The sequence below is a fragment of the Kitasatospora sp. NPDC085895 genome (assembly GCF_040702125.1).
GTDB lineage: Bacteria > Actinomycetota > Actinomycetes > Streptomycetales > Streptomycetaceae > Kitasatospora > Kitasatospora arboriphila.
In genome coordinates this window covers 40,340-58,511 of sequence record NZ_JBFBJY010000006.1, presented here as the reverse complement: position 1 = coordinate 58,511, position 18,172 = coordinate 40,340, and the positions used below count along the sequence as shown (strand labels likewise).

General features: G+C 74.7%; 14 protein-coding genes. 11 read left to right on the top strand and 3 right to left on the bottom strand.

Annotation, left to right across the window (positions count from 1 at the left end):
• Positions 1 to 335 precede the first annotated feature (335 nt).
• Positions 336 to 4,130, top strand: a complete 3,795-nt coding sequence (locus AB0442_RS05550; protein WP_366160782.1) for a beta-N-acetylglucosaminidase domain-containing protein — start codon at positions 336 to 338, stop codon at positions 4,128 to 4,130.
• Here the strand turns inward: AB0442_RS05550 and AB0442_RS05545 are convergent.
• Positions 4,120 to 4,830 carry an HAD family hydrolase gene (locus AB0442_RS05545; RefSeq protein WP_366160780.1) on the bottom strand — a complete coding sequence of 237 codons (711 nt, stop codon included), beginning with the start codon at positions 4,828 to 4,830 and terminating at the stop codon, positions 4,120 to 4,122. The genes AB0442_RS05550 and AB0442_RS05545 overlap by 11 nt on opposite strands.
• 105 nt (positions 4,831 to 4,935) lie before the next feature.
• A complete protein-coding gene (locus AB0442_RS05540; protein ID WP_363544703.1) occupies positions 4,936 to 5,556 on the bottom strand; it encodes an HNH endonuclease in 621 nt (206 codons plus the stop codon).
• A gap of 408 nt (positions 5,557 to 5,964) precedes the next feature.
• On the opposite strand from AB0442_RS05540, the gene AB0442_RS05535 reads away from it, so the two are divergent.
• From AB0442_RS05535 to AB0442_RS05500, 8 genes are all read left to right on the top strand, one after another.
• Positions 5,965 to 7,008: a mechanosensitive ion channel family protein gene (locus AB0442_RS05535; protein ID WP_366160902.1), complete on the top strand. Its 1,044-nt coding sequence runs from the start codon at positions 5,965 to 5,967 to the stop codon at positions 7,006 to 7,008.
• Positions 7,009 to 7,266: 258 nt separating this feature from the next.
• Positions 7,267 to 8,454, top strand: a complete 1,188-nt coding sequence (locus AB0442_RS05530; RefSeq protein WP_366160778.1) for an ROK family transcriptional regulator — start codon at positions 7,267 to 7,269, stop codon at positions 8,452 to 8,454.
• 180 nt (positions 8,455 to 8,634) lie between these two features.
• Complete coding sequence (locus tag AB0442_RS05525; protein WP_366160900.1) at positions 8,635 to 9,918, top strand: extracellular solute-binding protein; 1,284 nt, start codon at positions 8,635 to 8,637, stop codon at positions 9,916 to 9,918.
• Positions 9,919 to 9,928: 10 nt separating this feature from the next.
• A complete protein-coding gene (locus AB0442_RS05520) occupies positions 9,929 to 10,882 on the top strand; it encodes a sugar ABC transporter permease (protein ID WP_366160776.1) in 954 nt (317 codons plus the stop codon).
• Between the two features lie 3 nt (positions 10,883 to 10,885).
• Entirely contained in the window at positions 10,886 to 11,776 is an 891-nt protein-coding gene (locus AB0442_RS05515) for a carbohydrate ABC transporter permease (RefSeq protein ID WP_366160774.1), read from the top strand.
• Positions 11,777 to 11,784: 8 nt separating this feature from the next.
• Positions 11,785 to 13,065, top strand: a complete 1,281-nt coding sequence (locus tag AB0442_RS05510) for a 6-phospho-beta-glucosidase (RefSeq protein ID WP_366160899.1) — start codon at positions 11,785 to 11,787, stop codon at positions 13,063 to 13,065.
• A 39-nt stretch (positions 13,066 to 13,104) separates the two neighbouring features.
• On the top strand, positions 13,105 to 14,121 hold the full coding sequence (locus tag AB0442_RS05505) for a BadF/BadG/BcrA/BcrD ATPase family protein (protein WP_366160772.1): 1,017 nt from the start codon (positions 13,105 to 13,107) through the stop codon (positions 14,119 to 14,121).
• A gap of 266 nt (positions 14,122 to 14,387) precedes the next feature.
• Positions 14,388 to 14,810 (top strand): hypothetical protein, encoded by a 423-nt coding sequence (locus tag AB0442_RS05500; RefSeq protein ID WP_344625701.1) that lies wholly within the window; start codon positions 14,388 to 14,390, stop codon positions 14,808 to 14,810.
• Positions 14,811 to 14,882: 72 nt separating this feature from the next.
• Here the strand turns inward: AB0442_RS05500 and AB0442_RS05495 are convergent, their stop codons facing one another.
• A complete protein-coding gene (locus AB0442_RS05495; RefSeq protein ID WP_363544721.1) occupies positions 14,883 to 15,467 on the bottom strand; it encodes a nucleosidase in 585 nt (194 codons plus the stop codon).
• 232 nt (positions 15,468 to 15,699) lie between these two features.
• On the opposite strand from AB0442_RS05495, the gene AB0442_RS05490 reads away from it, so the two are divergent.
• Together AB0442_RS05490 and AB0442_RS05485 are read left to right on the top strand one after the other, a co-directional pair.
• A complete protein-coding gene (locus AB0442_RS05490) occupies positions 15,700 to 17,106 on the top strand; it encodes a CHASE3 domain-containing protein (RefSeq protein WP_366160771.1) in 1,407 nt (468 codons plus the stop codon).
• Between the two features lie 11 nt (positions 17,107 to 17,117).
• On the top strand, positions 17,118 to 18,086 hold the full coding sequence (locus AB0442_RS05485; RefSeq protein WP_366160770.1) for a glutamate ABC transporter substrate-binding protein: 969 nt from the start codon (positions 17,118 to 17,120) through the stop codon (positions 18,084 to 18,086).
• The last annotated feature ends 86 nt before the right edge of the window (positions 18,087 to 18,172 follow it).

Genomic DNA, 18,172 nt, shown 5'->3' with positions numbered 1-18,172 from the left:
CCTGCTCCCCGGCTGCCTGGTCACGGTCAAGGTATGCGGCCACTCGCGGCTCCCTGGAGTCGGGACATCACCGAACGCGAACAGGCACAGTCCTACCCGCCCGCACGCCGTGCGACCCCGACCGACACGGCGCCGAGGGGGCGCGCCGACGCGGAGCGGCCCACGCGCGCCGGGCCGGGCCCGGTCACCGGCCGACGGATACGCAAATCGGGCATACCCGCCACCGGCGTTGACACCCGGCCGGTCACCTGGTGGGCTGGCCCGCTGAGGCGGGTACGGCGGTGACCGGGTGGCGGGCCCGGTGGACCGGCTGTCCGGGGCGTGGAGGAGGTCCGGTGCAGGCACGGGTGTCGGTGGCCGCCGGGCGGCGGTTGAGGCAGCAGCTGGACCAGAGCCCCGCGCTGCGCGAACTCCTGAACCATCCGGCCGCGCTGACGGCACGCCGAACGGCCGCCCGGACGGCACGCCAGCTGGCGCCCCGGGCCGCGGACCGCTTCATCGCCGACATCAAGGGCACCGAGCCGCTGCTCGCCTCCGTCCGCGCCGAACGGCGCACCCCCGCCAGCCGCCGCCGCAGCGCCCTGCAGCTCGCCGCGACGCTCTCCGCGGCCGCCGTGGTCGGCGGTCTGCTGGCCGGTCCGGCCGCCCTCGCCGCACCGTCGATCGGCGACCGCCCCGTCACCAGCGCCCCGGTCACCCCGCTCGGCTCGATCACCGAGCCGCAGGTCTACCCGCGCCCGCAGCAGCTGCAGGCCGCGGGCGGCGCCGTCGCGGTGCCCGACACCGTCGCCCTGGTCGCGCCGCGCCGCGCCGACGGCCCCGCCCTGGCGGCCGTCCGGCAGGTGCTCGGCACCGCGGGCGCCACCGACATCGTCGAGGCCGACCCCTCCGTCAGCCCCGCCGCCGGCTCGCTGGTGGTGTACGTGGGCGGCCCCGGGGAGGGCGCCGGCGGCGACACCGACCAGGTGCTGCGCCGGCTCGCCGCGGCCGCCGGACGGGCCGCCTCGGAGGTGTCGGTGACCGGGCTGCCGACCGGCGGCTACGTCCTGGCCGCCGGGCAGCTGCCCGCCGCGGGCGGCGGCACGTACGGCGCGGTGGTGCTGTCCGGCGCCGACGCGACCGGCACCTTCTACGCGGCGCAGAGCCTGCGGCAGCTGCTCGCGCCGATCCAGAGCGGCCAGGGCCAGGGTCCGGCCGAGGCCGGCCGGGGCTTCCCCGGGGTCGTCCTGCGGGACTGGCCGACGGGCGCGCCCGTCCGCGGCACCGCCGAGTCCTTCTACGGCACCCCGTGGACGACCGCGGAGCGCCTGGAGCAGCTCGACTTCCTCGGCCGCACCAAACAGAACTTCTTCCTCTACGCGCCCGGCGCCGACCCGTACCGGACCTCCCGCTGGCGCGAGGCCTACCCGCAGGCGCAGCAGGACGCGCTGCGCCGGCTCGCCGCGCGGGCCCGGGACAACCACGTGGTGCTCGGCTACTCGATCGACCCGGGGCAGTCGTTCTGCTACGGCTCCGGCAAGGACGTGGACGCGCTGGTCGCCAAGCTGGACGGGCTGCGCAGGCTCGGCTTCGGCGCCTTCCAGCTGCAGTTCCTCGACGTCAGCTACGACGAGTGGCACTGCCCGGGCGACCGCCGCACCTACGGCACCGGCCCGGCCGCGGCGGCCAAGGCCCAGGCCGAGCTGGCCGCGAAGGTGCAGACGCGGCTGATCGCGGCGCACCCGGAGCTGGCGCCGCTGTCGGTGGTGCCGACGGAGTACCAGAAGCAGGGTGCGACGCCGTACCGCAAGGCGCTGGCGGCGGCGCTGCCGGCGGGCGTGCAGGTGGCGTGGAGCGGCGGCGCGGTGATCGCGCCCAAGGTGACGGGCGACCAGCTGGCCCAGACGGCGGCGCTGTTCGACCGTCCGCTGGTGACCATGGACAACTACCCGGTCAACGACTCCACGCCGGACCGGCTGTTCCTCGGCGGCTACACCAGCCGCGACCCCGCGGTGGCGACCCGGTCGGCGGTGCTGCTGACCGCGGCGATGGCGCAGCCGGTGGCGTCCCGGCTGCCGCTGGCGACCGCCGCCGACTTCGGCTGGAAGCCCGAGGGCTACCGCGCCGAGGAGTCGGTGAAGCAGGCGGTGCACGCCATGTCGGGCGGCGGCGCGGCCGAGGCGGCGCTCGCCGCCCTGGCCGGGAACAGCTCGTCCTCGCCGCTGGACAAGCGGGAGTCGGGCTACCTGGCGCCGCTGATGGAGCGTTTCTGGACGGCCCTGGAGCCGTCCTCGGGCGACACCCCGGACCACGCGGCGCTGCAGGCGGCGGCCGCACCGCTGCAGGAGGCCTTCGCGACCATGGCGGGGGCGCCGCAGGCCCTCGCCGGCGACGCGGTGGCGCAGGACGCGGGCCCGTGGCTCGTCCGGCTGGCCACCTACGGGCGGGCCGGGCAGGCGGCGGTCGCGATGCTGCTGGCGCAGCGCGGCGGCGACGGCAGTGCGGCCTGGCAGGCCCGGGTGGACCTGCGGCAGCTGCGCGAGCAGCTGGGGCAGGGCACGGTGACGCTCGGGGCCGGGGTGCTGGACCCGTTCCTGGAGCGGGCGCTGAAGGACGCGGACACCTGGGCCGGTGTGGACGCCGGCTCGGGCACCCCGACGACCACGATCGGCACGGCCAACGACCACGGCCCGGCGCTGATGACGGACGGCGCCGCGGACACCTTCTACTGGAGCGCGTCCCCGCCGCAGGTCGGCGACGCGGTCGGCCTGGACCTCGGCAACGGCCGCCCGCTCGGCCGGGTGACCGTGCTGATGGGCTCGTGGGGCGACGGTCCGGACGCGGCGAGCGCGGCCGACGACTACCTGCGCGACGGGGTGCTGGAGTACTCCACGGGCAGCGGCGGCTGGAAGCAGCTGGCGGTGGTGCACGGCCAGAAGAGCGTGTCGGTGACCGCCCCGGCCGGCACCGTGGCCAAGGCGGTGCGGCTGCGCGCGCGGACGGCGCAGAAGACCGCGGTGGCCGTCCGGGAGTTCTCGGTCGCGGCACCGGACGACACGCCGGCGGTGGTGACCGGCCCGGCCGCGGCGCCGGGCTCCTCGCCGGACGCGGTGCTGGACGGCGACCCGGACACCGCGTTCCGCGCCGCGGACGCGCCGACGGCGGCCTCGGAGCCGCTGACGGTGGAGCTGGGCTCGGCCCGCCCGCTGGACCGGGTCACCGTGCTGACCGACCCGACGGTGCAGGCGGTCGCGACGGTGGCGGTGCGCGGCGCGGACGGCCTCTGGACGGCGATCGGCACGCTGAAGCCCGGCTACAACGAGCTCCCGGCGGGCGGCCGCCCGGCCGACGCGATCCGGCTGGTGTGGGCGCCCGGCTTCCAGGCGCCGGTGGTCAACCAGATCGTGCCCTGGTACGCGGACACCCCGGCGGCGCGGCTCAGCCTCTCGGACTCCAGCCTGGACGTGGTGACCGGGCAGGCCGTGCCGCAGGTGACGAAGGCGGTGCTGGAGACCGGCCGGCCGGAGGGCACCAGCGGCGAGCTGAAGGTGGAGGTGCCGGCGGTCGCCAAGGGGCTGACCGTCACCCAGGGCACCGCGGTGGCGGTGCCGCGCGGCGGCCGGGTGGGCGTGCCGCTGCAGGTGGTGGCGGCCGCCGGGACGCCCTCGGGCACCTACCGGCTGCCGGTCACGTTCACCGCGGGCACGCTGACCGTCCGGCAGGACCTGCTGGTGCACGTGGTGCCGCCGGCCGGCGGACCGGACCTGGCGCGCGGCGCGACCGCCACCTCCTCGGCGGACGAGACGCCGGCCTTCCCGGCCTCCAACATCAACGACGGCGACCCGCGGACCCGCTGGTCCTCGCCGGCCTCCGACGGCGCGTGGGTGCAGCTGGAGCTGCCGCAGGCGGCGCGGCTGGGCTCGGCGGTGCTGCACTGGCAGGACGCGCACGCGGCCGCCTACAAGGTGCAGACCTCGGCGGACGGGGTGACCTGGACGACGGTGGCCACCGTGGACGACGGCGCGGGCGGCACGGAGACGGTGCGCTTCGACGCGCCGGGCACCCGCTTCCTGCGCGTGCAGGGGGTGACCCGGGCGACGAAGTACGGCTACTCGCTGTGGGGCGTCGAGCTGTACGCCGTCACCGGCTGAGCAGCTCGGCCAGCGAGGTGAGGGCGCCGGGGGTGCGGCCCGTCCGGTCGATCAGCCGTGCCTGGAACCCGGCGGCGAGGGCCCCGTCGACGTCCTCGACGGGGTGGTCGCCGACGTGCAGGATGCGGGCCGGCTCGACGCCGAGCCGCTCGGCGGTGATCAGGTAGATCGCCGGGTCGGGCTTCGAGCGGCCGCAGTCCACCGCGCGCACGACCGCGCTGAAGTAGGGGTCGAGGCCCGTCCAGGAGAGTTCGGCGTTGCCGTTGGTGGTCAGCGCGAGCGGCATCCGGGCGGCGAGGGCGGCGACGACCTCCGCGACCTCGGGGAAGAGCCGGGTGGAGCGGGCGCGGGCGGCCATGAACGCGAGGAACATCCGGTCGGCGAGTTCGGGGCGGCCGGGGGCGCGGCGGCGGACGGCCTCGGCGAAGGCGGCCCGGCGCAGCTCGGGCAGGGTGGCGCCGGGCAGGTCGGCGGCGACCTCCTCGCGGATCCGCTGCAGCCAGTCGACCTCCACCGGTGGGCCGCCGAGCTCCGCGCCGAGCAGGTCGGCGGCGTGGGCGATGGCCGGGGCGAACGCGGCGGCGAAGTCCCAGAGGGTGTCGTCGCCGTCGAAGGAGACGGCGTCGAAGGGGACGGCGTCGAACGGGACGGCGCCGAAGGGGAGGGGGCCGGTGGCGCGGGGGCGGCTCTCGGGCGGCACGGTGCGGGCTCCAGGGATGCAGACGGCGGGCCGCCGACGCTCCCGCTGGGGGTGCGCCGGCGGCCCATGAGGCGTACCGAAGTGTGACGGGCAGGCCCTTGTCTGTCAGGCGGAGAGCGGTTCCGGCTCTCCGCGGCGGCGGGTCGGGTGGGTCCTCGTGGCCGGAGCCGGCAGGGCACCCGCGTGGTCGGTATGGTCGTGGTGCTCGTACTCGCGGAACTGGTCGAGGCCGCCGTAGGGCTCCAGGTAGGGGCGCCAGCGGGGGTCCTTGATGCCGGTGCCGATGACCCGCCAGGCCAGGCCGCTGGGCGGGGCGGGGGCGCGCTTCATCCGCCAGCCGAGCTCGGTGAGGTGGCGGTCGGCCTTGACGTGGTTGCAGCGGCGGCAGGCCGCCACGACGTTGTCCCACCGGTGCTGGCCGCCCCGGCTGCGCGGAATGACGTGGTCGACGCTGGTCGCGGCGGCCCCGCAGTACACGCAGCGCCCGTGGTCGCGGGCGAACAGGGCGCGGCGGGTGAGCGGGACGGGCCCGCGGAACGGGACCCGCACGAAGCGGGTCAGACGGACGACGGACGGTGCCGTCACGGTGGTGGTGGCGCTGTGCAGTGTGGTTCCGGAGTCCTCCAGGCTGACCGCCTTGTGGTTGAGGACCAGGATGAGGGCGCGGCGGGTGGAGACCACTCCGAGTGGTTCGTACGACGCGTTGAGGACCAGGACATGCGGCACGGATGCCTCCTTGGACGCCTGCGGCGCGTGGCTCGCGCCGGGACGAGCGGGTGATCGCATTGCGGCGCGATCTCCCCCAGTGTCGCCTTACGCCTTCGTACGGCGCCACCACTCCTGTGTAACGGACCGGATGTGGAATCCGTCATAGGACGTATGCCCGCGCGCCGGGCCCGGTGCACGCGTCGCCGCCGGTGAGGGGGCGTGCGCGGGGGCCGGGGCAGGCTGACGGGCCGTCCGGGGGTGCCCGTGCGGGCCGCTAGGGTTGGACGGGACGGTCCGCCAGCCGGGCCGTGCCGGTGCCGCGCGCCGGCCGTACCCCGCACCACGGAAGGCCCGCACGTGTTCCGCTCCGGTGTCACCGGCCTCCTGGCCGAAGCCACCCCTTCGCCAGCCCAACCCACCCTCGACCTGAAGCTGCCGACCAGCGCCGAGGAGGTGACGGCCTCCACCAAGCAGGCCGCCAGCTGGTTCGACCAGAACTGGCAGAGCTGGGTCGAGGGCGGTGTGCGGATCGTCTTCATCGTGGTCCTCGCGCTGGTCCTGCGCGCGGTCGTCCGCAAGCTGATATCGCAGCTGGTGGCGCGGATGGGCCGCCCCTCGGAGGACGAGGAGGAGATGGGCCGCCTCGGCGGTCTGCTGGCCAACAGCGGGGTGGTGAACACCGAGCGCCGCCAGCAGCGGTCGGAGGCGATCGGCTCGGTGCTGCGCAGCGTGGCCTCGTTCACCATCCTCGGCACGGCCGCACTGATGGTGCTGTCGGCGCTGGGCGTGAACCTCGCACCGCTGCTGGCGAGCGCCGGTGTGGCCGGTGTGGCGATCGGTTTCGGCGCGCGGAACCTGGTGACCGACTTCCTGTCCGGCGTCTTCATGATCATGGAGGACCAGTACGGCGTCGGCGACGAGATCGACACCGGGGTGGCCTCCGGCACGGTGCTGGAGGTCGGCCTGAGGGTCACCAAGCTGCGCGGCGCGGGCGGCGAGATCTGGTACATCCGCAACGGCGAGGTGAAGCGGATCGCCAACATGAGCCAGGGCTGGGGCACCGCCACGGTGGACGTCCAGGTCGGCTACAAGGAGGACCTCCTCCGGGTCGAGGCGCTGATCACCGAGGCGGCCGAGCAGCTGTCCAAGGAGACCCCGTACGACGAGCTGATCTGGGGCCGGGCCAAGGTGCTGGGCGTGGACTCGGTGGCGACCGACTCGCTGGTCCTCAAGGTCGAGGCGCGGACGACACCGGGCAAGTCGCCGCAGGTGGCGCGGGCGCTGCGGCAGCGGCTCAAGCAGGCCTTCGACGAGGCCGGGGTGAAGCTCAAGGAGGAGGCGGTGACGGTGTCGGCGACACCGGTCGCGGCCGTCCCGGCGGCGGAGATCGCGGCGCCCTCGGCGCTGTCGGACCCGCTGTCGCCGCAGTCCGCCGCGGTCAAGCCGATACCGGCGCAGTCGGTGGAGTAGCCGCAGGAGCCGCCTTCAAGGCGCTGGCGCGCCCCTGGCGGTGCGACTTCAGCAGGGCCCCGTTCCCGGGTGGGAGCGGGGCCCTCGGCATACCCGGGCCGCGTACCCGGGGTAACGCTTCGACATCGGGTCATTGACACCTGCTCCGGCCGGGATCTACGGTCCTCTCGAAGCAATTGGAAACTTTCCTAACAGTTCGCCGTGCCACCTGCCGGGCCCGCAGGTGACCGGGCCGGACCCGCAGAGGAGGATCGAGCCGTGACCGACACCACCCGCCCCCCGCTCGCCGGCACCCCGAGCCTGCTCCGCGCGATCAACGACCGCGCCGCCCTGGAACTGCTGCTCGCCAACGGCCCGCTCTCCAGAACCCAGATCGGCACCCTCACCGGCCTCTCCAAGCCCACCGCCTCCCAGCTGCTGACCCGGCTGGAGGCCGCCGGACTCGTCGTGCCGGTCGGCACCACCGCCGGCGGGCCCGGGCCGAACGCCCAGCTCTACCAGGTCAACCCGGCCGCCGGGTACGTCGCCGGACTGGACGTCACCACCACCCACGTGCGGATCGCCGTCGCCGACATCACCGGCACCACGCTGGCCGAGCACCAGGTCGCCACCAAGGGCTGGTCCGCGGCCGGCACCGTCGAGAAGGTCGGCGAGGCCCTCGCCTCCACCGTCCGCGAGGCCGGTCTCGCCGACGGCAGCCTGCACCAGGTCGTCATCGGCGTACCAGGCGCCCTCGACCCCGCCACCGGCAGGCTCCGCTACGCCTCCCACCTGCCGGGCTGGCACTCCCCGCGGCTGCTCGCCGACCTGGAGGCCGCGCTCGGCACCCCGTTCTCGATCGAGAACGACGTCAACCTGGCCGCGATCGCCGAGCAGGCCCTCGGCGCCGCACACGGCTGCGAGGACTTCGTCCTGCTCTGGGCCGAGGAGGGCATCGGCGCCGCGATCGTCATCGCCGGGCGGCTGCACCGCGGCTTCACCGGCGGCGCCGGCGAGGTCGGCTACATGCCGGTGCCGGGCGCCCCGGTCGTCCGCGACGTGCGGCGGCGCAACTCCGGCGGCTTCCAGGAGCTCGCCGGCGCCGACGCCGTCCTGGAGCTCGCCGCCGCGCACCGCCTCGCCGCCGGCACCGCAGAGGAGGCCGTCGACCTGGCCCTGCGGACCGAGGGCGACGGCGACGCCTTCCTCGCGGAGCTCGCCGAGCGGATCGCGGTGGGCCTCGCCGTCATCGTCTCCGTCGTCGACCCCGAACTGCTGGTGCTCTCCGGCGGCATCCCCACCGCCGGCGGCGAGCGGCTGCGCGCCCTCGTCGAGGAGGCGCTCGCCCTGATCTCCATCCCCCGTCCCGAGGTGCGCCGCAGCACCGTCCCGGGCTCCCCCGTCCTGCACGGCGCGCTGCAGCGCGCCCTGGCCACCGCCCGGGAAGCGGCCTTCAGCACCCACTGACCGGCACCACCGCCACGCCGACCCGCACCACCGCCACGCCACCGTCTCCCGCACACGGGCCGAGGGGCGATGCCCCCTGCCCGCGTCCCCCCAGGAGGACCCGAAGTGCACACCCCGCGCAGAACCCGCCGGACGCTCACCGCCGCCACCGCCGCCACCGGTGCCGCCGCCGCCCTCGCCCTGCTCACCGCCTGCACCGGCACCCCCCAGGGCGGCGGGGACGACGGCTCCGCCGAGGGCAAGGACGTCACCATCACCTTCTGGCACGGCTGGAGCCAGGAGAACGAGACCAAGGCGATCGACGCCAACATCGCCGCCTTCGAGAAGCTCCACCCCAACATCCACGTCAAGGTGGTCGGCAACATCGCCGACGACAAGAGCGAGCAGGCCCTGCGGGCCGGCGGCGCCGACGCCCCGGACGTGGTCTCGTCCTTCACCACCGACAACGTCGGCAAGTTCTGCTCCGCCAAGGTCTGGGCCGACCTGACGCCCTTCCTGAAGAAGGACGGCATCGACCCGGCGAAGACCTTCCCCGCCGCGATGCTCTCCTACAGCGGCTACCGCGGGAACCAGTGCTCGCTGCCGCTGCTCGGCGACGCCTACGGCCTCTACTACAACAAGGCCGCCTTCGCCGCGGCCGGCATCACCGCCCCGCCGAAGACCTTCTCCGAGTTCGAGGCGGACGCCGTCAAGCTGACGACCGCCCGGGGCGACGGCTACCAGCAGCTCGGGTTCATGCCGAACTACCACGGCTACGAGTCCACCCCCTCGCACTTCCTCGGCCAGTACGGCGCCGGCTACTTCGGGCAGGACGGGAAGTCCGACGTGGCCGCCGACCCGAAGGTCGCCGCGATGTTCGCCTGGCAGAAGGGCCTGGTCGACAAGCTCGGCGGCTTCGAGAAGCTGGAGAAGTACCGCACCGGCTTCGGCGACGAGTTCAGCGCCAAGAACCCGTTCACCACCGGGCAGGTCGCGATGGCCATCGACGGCGAGTGGCGCACCGCCTCGCTCGCCGAGGACAAGCCGGCCTTCGAGTGGGCCACCGCGCCCTTCCCCGTCCCGGACGACCAGGCGGCCTCCTACGGCCGCGGCTACCAGACCGGCACCGTCATCGGCATCGCCAACGGCAGCCGGAAGCAGACCGCCGCCTGGCAGCTCGTCAAGTACCTGACCACGGACACCGACGCGGTCGTCGGCTTCGCCAACGCGATCCACAACGTGCCCAGCACCTTCGCCGCGCTCGACTCGCCGAAGCTCGACGCCGACGCGAACTTCCGCACCTTCCTGGCCATCGCGAAGAACCCGAACTCCTCGACCACGCCCGCCTCGGTCAACGGCGGCGCGTACCAGGTCTCCCTGCAGAACCTCGGCTACGAGTACGAGTCCGGCCGGCTCACCGACCTGAAGGCCGGGCTCGTCGCCACCGCCAAGGAGATCGACGCGGCCATCGACCAGGCCAAGTGACGGACGCACCATGGCACTCACCGACACCCCCCGGCCGGCGGCGCTGCGCAGCAAGCGCCGCCGGGAGCGGGCCCGCACCCTCGCCTTCCTCTCCCCCTGGCTGATCGGCTTCGGCCTGTTCTTCGCCTATCCGCTGGTCTCCACCGCCTACTTCTCGTTCATGAAGTACGACGGCTTCACCGCGCCCACCTTCAACGGCCTGAAGAACTGGACGTACCTCTTCGCGCACTACCCGTTCTTCTGGCAGGGCCTGCGCAACACCCTGTGGCTGGTGGCCGTCATGGTGACCCTGCGGGTCGCCTTCGGCCTGGGCGTGGGCGTGCTCATCACCAAGGTGCGGACGGGCGCCGGCTTCTTCCGCACCGCCTTCTACCTGCCCTACCTCGCCCCGCCGGTGGCCGCCACGATGGCCTTCGCCTTCCTGCTCAACCCCGGCACGGGCCCGGTGAACCACCTGCTCGGAGACCTCGGCCTGCCGCAGCCCGGCTGGTTCACCGACCCCGACTGGTCCAAGCCCGCACTCACCCTGCTCGCCATGTGGGGCATCGGCGACCTGATGGTGATCTTCATGGCGGCGCTGCTCGACGTACCGAAGGAGCAGTACGAGGCCGCCGAGCTCGACGGCGCGGGCCCCTGGCAGCGGTTCCGCTTCGTCACCCTGCCGAACATCACCCCGATCGTGCTGTTCGCCGTGGTCACCGGGGTCATCCAAACCATGCAGTACTACACCCAGGCGATCGTCGCCGGGAAGGTCGCCAGCGGCGTGATCGGCGGCTCCGGCCAGCAGTTCGAGCCCGGCTACCCGCACGGCTCGACCTGGACCCTGCCGCAGATGGTCTACAACCTCGGCTTCCAGCGCTTCGACACCGGCACCGCCTGCGCCGCCGCCCTCGTCCTGTTCGCGATCTCGACGGCCTTCACCGCCCTGCTGCTGCGGCGCGGCTCCGGCCTGGTGGAGGACTGAGCCGTGACCCTCAACCCCGCCCTGCCGCTGCCGGCCCGTGCCCGGACGGCCGCCGCCCGCACCGCCCGCCGCCGCGCCGCCCTCGAATGGATCGCCGTGCACTCGCTGGCGATCGCCGCCGCCCTGTTCTTCCTGCTGCCCTTCGTCTTCGTGCTGCTCACCTCGGTGATGAGCGACCGTCAGGCGCTCACCTCCGATATGTGGCCCACGAGTTGGCACTGGGAGAACTACGCGCAGGTCTGGCGCACCCCCGGCTTCCTCACCTGGTGGCGCAACAGCCTGCTGTACGCGGGCCTCGGCACCCTGCTCACCGTCGTCTCCAGCCTGCCCGTGGCGTACGCCCTGGCCAAGTTCCGCTTCCGCGGCCGCCGGCTCGCCCTGATGGCGGTGGTCTCGATGATGATGCTGCCGCCGCAGGTCACCGTGATCCCGATGTACCTGTTCTGGGCCAAGCAGCTCCATCTCACCGGCACGCTCTGGCCGCTGGTGGTTCCGATGGCCTTCGGCGACGCGTTCTCGATCTTCCTGCTGCGGCAGTTCCTGCTGACCGTGCCGAACGAGTACCTGGAGGCCGCCCGGATCGACGGCTGCGGCGACGTCCGCACCCTGCTGCGGGTGGTCCTGCCGATGGCCCGGCCGGCGATCGCCGCGGTCGCGCTCTTCCAGTTCTTCTCCTGCTGGAACGACTACTTCGGCCCGCAGATCTACGCCAGCGAGAACCCGGGCGCCTGGACGCTGAGTTACGGCCTGGAGTCGTTCAAGGGCGCCCACCACACCGACTGGAACCTCACCATGGCCGCCACCCTGCTGGTGATGGCGCCGGTGATCATCCTCTTCTTCTTCGCACAGAAGGCCTTCATCGAAGGCGTGACACTGACAGGGGTCAAGGGCTGATGTCCGCACTGAAGTTGGCAATCGTCGGCGGCGGTTCCACCTACACACCCGAGCTGATCGACGGCTTCGCCCGGCTGCGGGACACCCTGCCGATCGGCGAGCTCGTCCTGGTCGACCCGGCCGCCGACCGGCTGGAGCTGATCGCGGGCCTCGCCCGGCGGATCTTCGCCCGGCAGGGCCACGACGCACGGGTCACCACCGCCTCCGACGTCGCCGCCGGCGTGCAGGGGGCGGACGCCGTCCTGCTGCAGCTGCGGGTCGGCGGACAGGCCGCCCGCAACGAGGACGAGACCTGGCCGCTGGAGTGCGGCTGCGTCGGCCAGGAGACCACCGGTGCGGGCGGGTTGGCGAAGGCGCTGCGCACCGTCCCGGTGGTGCTGGACATCGCCGAGACGGTGCGCCGGGCCAACCCGGACGCCTGGATCGTCGACTTCACCAACCCGGTCGGCATCGTCACCCGCGCCCTGCAGACCGCCGGCCACAAGGCCGTCGGCCTGTGCAACGTGGCGATCGGCTTCCAACGGAAGTTCGCCGGCCACCTCGGCGTCGAACCCGAGCGCGTCCGCCTCGACCACGTCGGCCTCAACCACCTCACCTGGGAGCGCGGCGTCACCCTGCTCGACGCCCCCGGCGCCGCCACCGGCCGCGAGGTGCTGCCGGAACTGCTCGCCGGCCACGGCGAGGCGATCGCTGCCGACCTGCACCTGCCGCTCGACGTCGTCCGCCGGCTCGGCGTGGTGCCCTCCTACTACCTGCGCTACTTCTACCAGCACGACCTGGTGGTCGAGGAGTTGAGGGTGCAGGGCTCGCGGGCCGCCGCGGTCGCCGCGATCGAGCGGCAGCTGCTGGAGATGTACGCCGACCCGGCCCTGGACGCCAAGCCCGAACTGCTCGGCGAGCGCGGCGGCGCCTTCTACTCGGAGGCCGCCGTCCAGCTGATCGCCGCGCTGCTCGGCACCGACGGCACCACGGGCGTCCAGGTGGTCAACACCCGCAACGACGGCGTGCTGCCCTTCCTGCCCGAGGACGCGGTGATCGAGGTGCCCGCCGAGGTCGACCCGCAGGGCGTGCGACCGCTGCCGCAGCGCCCGGTCGAGCCGCTTTACGCGGGTCTGATCGCCGCCGTCACCGCCTACGAGCACCTGGCGCTGGACGCCGCGCTCAAGGGCGGCCGGGACCGGGTCTTCGACGCCCTGCTCGCCCACCCGCTGGTCGGCCAGATCGACCTCGCCGACCGGCTCACCGACCGGCTGATCGCCCACAACCGCGCCCACCTCGGCTGGGCGTGACCCGACGATGACCGCCTCGCACCACCCCGGGGAGAACCGATGAACCGCCAGCACGACGCCCCGCTCCCCGGCGTCCTCGCCGTCGACGCCGGGAACAGCAAGACCGACGTGGCGCTGGTCGCCGCCGACGGCACGGTGCTCGGCTCCGCCCGCGGCGGCGGCTTCCAGCCGCAGCTCGACGGCGCCGACGAGGCCGTCGGCGGCCTCGCCCCGCTGGTCGAGTCGGTCGCCGCACAGGCCGGCCTGAGACCCGGTGCCCCGGTGGCCGCGCACGTCTCGGCCTGCCTCGCCAACGCCGACCTGCCGGTCGAGGAGGAGCGGCTGCTCGCCGCCCTGGAGGCCCGCGGGTGGGGCACCACCGCGGCCGTCGCCAACGACACCTTCGGCCTGCTGCGGGCCGGCACCGACGGCCCGCGCGGCGTCGCCGTGGTCTGCGGCGCCGGCATCAACTGCGTGGGCCTGCTGCCGGACGGGCGCACCGCGCGCTTCCCCGCGCTCGGCCGGCTCACCGGTGACTGGGGCGGCGGCGGCGGACTGGCGGCCGAGGCGATGTGGCACGCCACCCGGGCCGAGGACGGCCGGGGCACGCCGACCGGGCTCGCCGCGGCGATCGGCGCGCACTTCGGGCGGCCCTCCGCCACCGCCGTGGCCGAGGGGATGCACCTCGGCGAGATCGCCGCGGAGCGGCTGCACGAGCTCGTCCCGGTGCTGTTCGCCGCCGCCGGGGCGGGCGACCGGGTGGCGCTCGGCCTGGTCGACCGGCAGGCCGACGAGATCGTCCGCTTCGCCACCGTCGCGCTGCGGCGGCTCGGCCTGCTGGACGAGGCCGTCCCGGTGGTGCTCGGCGGCGGCGTGCTCGCCGCCCGGCTGCCGCTGCTGGTCGACAACGTGACGGCCCGGCTGGCCGCCGCCGCGCCGCTCGCCGAGCCGCGGATCGTGGTGGCACCGCCCGTCCTCGGCGCAGCCCTGCTCGGCCTCGACCGGATCGGCGCCGACGACCGCGCGCAGCTGCGGCTGCGCGCCGCCTACGAACCGGTGCACCCGGCGGCCGCCTGACCGGCCGTCCGGCGCTCCGGCGTCCGGTCGGCCGCGTCCCGGCCGCCGGGTGCCCGCTCTCCCGCCGCCCGCCCCGGGGCCCGCACACCCCGGGGCGGGCGGCGGGCCACCGGTGTCCCGCGGGTGGCCGGCCGGTCAAGGGCCGGTCAAGAATGCGGGTGCGGAGGTTTGAACGTTGATAGGACGGTCCCACGAACGCTACGCTCCCGGCTTCGTACGGCGCCCGTCCACGGGGCGCCCACCCGATCCCCAGGGGGAAGCGCCAGATGGCGATCCGCAAGTCCACCATGCAGGAGCAGGTCGCCGAGGCGATCGCGGCGATCGAGCCGAACGACCGGCCCGTCGTCACCTTCCACACCGTCACCGGCCCGAGCCCGTGGCTGATGAGCCAGCTCGGCCTGATCGGCCAGCTGTTCGTGAAGTACTACTTCGTCACCCTCACCGAGCGCGTGGTCGTCGTGCACCGCGCCTCGCGGATGAGCAACCGGCCGCAGGAGCTGGTGCACGTGGTGCCGCTGGAGCAGGCGCGCACCCTGATCACCGAGGTGAAGCGGGCCGCGATGTGGAGCTCGATGCAGTTCCACTTCCCCGGCGAGCAGAAGGCGACCCGCCTGAACGTCGCCCGCTACTGGCGTTCCGAGCTGGACCAGTTCGTGCCCGCGCTGACCGGCGTGCAGATCACCGGCTGATCCCGCCGCCACGAACGGCCGGAGGCCGGGACCGCAACGGTCCCGGCCTCCGCCGTGTGCGCGGTGCGCGCCTCAGCGGTCGCCGAGGTGCTCGTCCGCCCAGGCCGCGAGGATCTTCGCGCAGGCGTCCACCGACTCGCGCCAGGTGTGCGCCGCGCCGTCGTCGGCCTCGTCGCTGACGTACTTGACCAGCCGGACCGGCACCTCGGCCCGGCGGGCGACGGTGGCGATCGCGTAGCCCTCCATGTCGACCAGGTCGGCCCGCTCGGCGAGCCGGTCGCGGGCCGCGCCGTCCGAGACGAAGAGGTCGCCGGTGGCCAGGGTCGGGCCGACGCCCTCGTTGAGGGTGATCGGCGCGCCGTAGCTGCGGCCGGTCAGCGCGCGCAGCACCGGGGTGTCGATGTCGTGCTGCAGCACCCGGGAGACCTCGTGCATGGTGCCGGCCAGGCCGGGGCGCAGTGCGCCCGCCGTCCCGAGGTTCACCACCTCGGCCGGCCGGACTCCCCCGGCCAGCACGGTGGCCAGCGCGGCCGTCGAGTTGATCTTGCCGATGCCGGTGAGCAGCACGGGGAGGCGCTCGCCCAGGTGGGCCGCCTCCTCCCGGACGGCGACGACGAGCAGTGGACGGTCCGGGGTGATGGTGCCGAGCAGACGCATGCCGCCATGCTACGACCGCCCCCGCGGCGCCCCGGGCGGGAGGTTCGGAGCGGCCGCCCGGGCGCTGCGCGCACGGAACGTCCACGTTCGGGCGGATCGGCCCATTGGCGCAATCTCAAGATCGGCACAACTCGCGTGTGGTCGTCACATCCGGCGGCCATACTGCTGGCATCAGGGGGCCGGCGTCCCGCGGGACGCACGGGGACACGGGGCACACAGGGGGGTGGGGCGGGTGACGGGACCGGCGGTCGTCGAAGGCACGGCGCCGTTGCCGGAGCCGGCAGGGCGCGACTCCGCGGCACGGCTGCCCGGGCTGCAGGACGCCGGCGAGCGGCTGGCCGCACTGCGGCGCGCGGCGGACACCCCGCCGGGCCGGCTGCGGCTGGCCGGCGCCGCCCTGGTCGCGCTGGTGCTGCTGTTCGGGGGGACGGCGGCCTGGCAGGCCGACCGGCGGGCGGGGGCCACCGACCGGGTGGTCGGGCACAGCCAGCCGCTCAGCCGGGACGCGGCCGAGATCTACCGCTCCCTCGCCGACGCCGACACCACGGCGGCCGGCGGCTTCCTGCTCGCCGGCGACGAACCGGCCGAGCTGCGCAAACGGTACGAGGACGACCTCGCCACCGCCGGCGAACTGCTCACCCGGGCCGCCGCCCGGACGGCCGCCAACTCCGAGGCGCAGCACCGCATCGACGACCTGAGCCGCCAACTCCCCCAGTACGCGGGCCTGGTGGAGACCGCCCGGGCCGACAACCGGCTCGGCCTGCCGCTCGGCGGCGCCTACCTGCGGTACGCCTCGGGGCTGATGCAGAACACCATGCTGCCGTCCGCGCAGCAGCTGGTCACCGCCGAGTCGGGGCAGCTCGACGAGGACTTCGACGCGGCCGGGGCGATGCCCGTGGCGGCGCTGCTGTTGGGGCTGGCCGCGCTGGCCGCGCTCGGCGGGTACCAGGTGCTGCTGTTCCGCCGGACCAACCGGGTGTTCAACCCGGGCCTGGTGACGGCCTCCGCGGCGGTGCTGGCCGCGGTGCTGTGGCTGGCGGTGGGCGGCGCGGTCGCCTCCGCCTCGCTGGCCGCGGGCCGCACCGGGGGCGCCGAGCCGCTGCGGGTGCTCGGCCAGGCCCGGACGGAGGCCCTGCAGGCCCGCGCCGCGGAGAACCTCAACCTGGTCGCCCGCGGGGCGAGCGACAGCTACGGCAAGCGCTGGCAGACGGTCACCGGGTCGCTCGGCGGCGCACCGACGCCGAGCGGCGGCCGGGCCGGCGGCGGCACCCTGGACCGGGCGGCCGCCCTCGCCCCCGCGGGTGAGGCGGAGCACCGGCTGGACGAGGCCCGCAAGCAGTTCGCGCAGTGGGACTCCCGGCACGACGCGGCCGCCGCCAGCGACCGGGCCGGCGACTACGAGGCGGCGCTGCGGGCGACCGTGGCGGTCGCCTCGGACACCACCACCGAGGCCGCCTGGGCCGCGATGGACCGGCAGCTGGCCGCCGCGGGCGCGGCCGAGCAGGACCGCTTCGGTGCAAAGACCTCCGGCGTGGCCGGCGGGTACGAGGCGCTCGCCGCAGGGGCGGCCGTGCTGGCCGTACTGGCGGCGGCGGGCGTGGTCAGGGGCATCGGCCGCCGACTGGCCGAGTACCGGTGAGGGGGCGGGGGATGACGGAGCGCACGAGGTCGGCCCGCGGCAGGCGGGCGGGCATCACGGCCGGAGCGGCGGCCGCGGCGGCGCTCGCGGTGGCCGCCGGGCTGCTCGGGGGCGGTACGGCGGCCCCGGCCGCGCCCGCGGCGGTGCGAACGGCCCCGGCGGCCGCTGCCGCGCCCGCGCTGGCACCGGCCGCGGACTGCGACGTGACCAGGAGCGCGCCGCCCGCCGAGGACCCGAACGGGGCGGCGGTCCGGCGGATCCGGCAGCGCGGCTCACTGGTCGTCGGCGTCGACCAGAACAGCTTCAACTGGGGCTTCCGCAATCCGCGGACGGGCCGGATCGAGGGCTTCGACATCGACCTGGCGCACGCGATCGCGGCCTCGCTGCTGGGCGACCCGGAGAAGATCACCTTCCGGACGGTGCCCACCGCCCGCCGGATCGAGGCGGTCAAGAACGGCGAGGTGGACCTGATCACCCGCACCATGACCATCACCTGCGAGCGGCTGAAGGACGTGGCCTTCTCCGCCCCGTACTTCCGCACCGGCCAGCAGGTGGTGGTGGAGCGGTCGGCCAAGGTGACCTCGCTGGCCGCGGCCTTCAAGGGCCGGCGGGCCTGCGTGGCCGCGCAGTCCTCCTCGGAGGCGGAGCTGAAGCGGGACCCGCGCGGCACCAGCGCGGTGCGGGTGGTGGAGAACCAGCTGGACTGCCTGGTGCTGATGCAGCTCGGCCAGGTCGACACCACCCTCACCGACGGTTCGCTGGCCGCCGCGCAGGCCGCGCAGGACCCGACCGTGCAGGTGCTCGACGAGAGCATCTCGGACGCCTACATGGGGGTGGCGGTCAACAAGGCGGCGCCCGACCTGGTGGCCTGGGTGAACCAGGTGCTGGCGGAGTACCGCACGGGCGGGGGGTGGCAGCGCAGCTACGCGCGCTGGCTGGCGCCCACCATGGGTGCCTCCGCCGCACCGTACCTGCCGTAGTCTCGTCACCCCGTCACCCGATCGTCCCGTCGACCGACCGTCCCGTCACCCGTCGCCCCGTCACACGAAGCACCGTCACCGGGGGC